Below are 2,152 nucleotides of genomic sequence, written 5' to 3' on the forward strand. Positions count from 1 at the left end.
CGGGGGCGCCCCGGGCGCGGGCGGCCCCCCCCCCCCCGCCCTGGCCGCCGGGCCCGGCCCGCGCGGCCGTCGCCGAAGCACTCGATTCGGACTGGCAGGAATTCTGATCCATCCCCACAGCAACCCCGGCATATGCCGGGGTTCTGCTGTCGGCCCTCCGCCGTGGCGAGCCGCACTTCCAGACTGAGCCCGCCGCCGCTTCCGGCCCCCGCAGCTCAACTTGCGGGATTCCTGGCCGATATCCAGCAGTGAAGTCCCGTCTCCGTGCCCGACGTCGCGGCGGCCATTCCCCCAAATCACCCATCGCGCATGAATATTCTCCGTACCTGGTCGAGCTTCATTTCCAACATCTCCGTGCGCGGCAAGCTCAACCTGCTCACGGTCATCATCGCGATCGGCGTGGTCGCGCTGGCGGTGGTCGCGGCCCGCATGCAGTACCTGGACCTCTACGAGACCCGCAAGGTCTCGCTGCAGAGCGACGTCGAACTGACCTACGGCGTGCTGGACCATTACGCCGAACGCGTCGCCGACGGTAGCCTCCCGCTGGAACGCGCGCAGGCCGAAGCCATCGCCGCGCTGGAAGCCATGCGCGCCAAGGGCGAATCCAGTTACTTCAACATCTACAGCACCGACTACGTCATGCTGATGCACCCGTTCCGCAAGGAGCTGGTCGGCAAGGACATGAAGGACTTCCGCAGCGAGGACGGCGTGCCGCTGTACCGCGACCAGGTCGAGGCCGCGAAGAACGGCGGCGGCTACGTCGCTTACGAATGGGTCAAGCCCGGGAAGAAGAAACCGGTTCCCAAGCTCGCTTACGCGGGCATGTACAAGCCCTGGAACTGGGTGATCTCCACTGGCGTCTACATGGACGACGTGCAGACCCAGGCGCTGCGCTTCACCGGCATCATGACCGTCGCCGGCGGCGTGCTGGTGCTGCTGGTGTTCGCGCTGAGCTGGGTGATCGGCAGCCGCATCGTGCTGCCGCTGCGCAAGGCCACCGCCGTCGCCGACGCCATCGCCAACGGCCGCCTGGACAACACCATCGTCCAGACCTCGCACGATGAAGCCGGCCAGCTGCTGGGCAGCATGCAGCGCATGCAGGTGCAGCTGCAGGCGGTGATCGCCGCGCAGCGCGAGATGGAGCGCCAGCATGACGCCGGCATCATCAGCTACCGCATGGACAAGGGCGCGTTCCCCGGCGACTACGGGGTGATGGTCGACGGCACCAACCAGCTGGTGGGCAACCACATCGGCGTGAAGATGCAGGTGATCGAACTGGCGCAGCGCTATGCCGTGGGCGACCTCAGCCGCGACATGCCGCAGCTGCCCGGCGAGAAGGCCGAGATCACCGAGACCATGGCCACCATCAAGCGCAACCTCACCGCGATCAGCGCCGAGATCCGCCGCCTGAGCGGCGCCGCGGCCGCCGGCGACTTCAGCCAGCGCGGCGACGAGGAGCGCTTCCAGTACGACTTCCGGCAGATGGTGCACAACCTCAACGCGATGATGGAGGTCACCGACGGCAGCCTGGCCGAGACCTCCAGCCTGCTTCAGGCCATCGCCCGCGGCGATCTCACCGCACGCATGCACGGCGATTTCCACGGCGTGTTCGCCAGGATGCGCGACGACGCCAACGCCACCGTCGCCCAGCTGACCTCCATCGTCGGCCGCATCCAGCAGGCCGCCGGCAGCATCAACCTGGCCGCCTCGGAAATCGCCACCGGCAACAACGACCTGTCGCGCCGCACCGAGCAGCAGGCCGCCAACCTGGAGGAAACCGCCGCCTCGATGGAGGAACTGACCTCCACCGTGCGCCAGAACGCCGAGCACGCCCGCCAGGCCAACCAGCTGGCGCAGGGCGCGGCCGGCGTCGCCTCGCAGGGCGGACAGGTCGTGGGCCTGGTGGTCACCACCATGGCCGACATCGAGGCTTCGTCGAAGAAGATCGCCGACATCATCAGCGTCATCGACGGCATCGCCTTCCAGACCAACATCCTGGCCCTGAACGCGGCAGTGGAAGCCGCACGCGCCGGCGAGCAGGGCCGCGGCTTCGCCGTGGTCGCCAGCGAGGTGCGTACGCTGGCGCAGCGCTCGGCCGGTGCCGCCAAGGAGATCAAGGAACTGATCGAGACCTCGGTCGACAAGGTGTCCG

At 68.0% G+C, this 2,152-nt stretch carries 1 protein-coding gene; it reads left to right on the forward strand.

Annotation, left to right across the window (positions count from 1 at the left end):
* Positions 1-309: 309 nt before the first annotated feature.
* Positions 310-2,152 (forward strand): methyl-accepting chemotaxis protein (locus QMX80_RS19095; RefSeq protein ID WP_282278753.1); only part of this gene is annotated, 1,843 nt, incomplete at its 3' end.

Origin of the sequence: Stenotrophomonas sp. PS02297 (genome assembly GCF_029959705.1) — a bacterium.
GTDB classification, from domain to species: domain Bacteria; phylum Pseudomonadota; class Gammaproteobacteria; order Xanthomonadales; family Xanthomonadaceae; genus Stenotrophomonas; species Stenotrophomonas nitritireducens.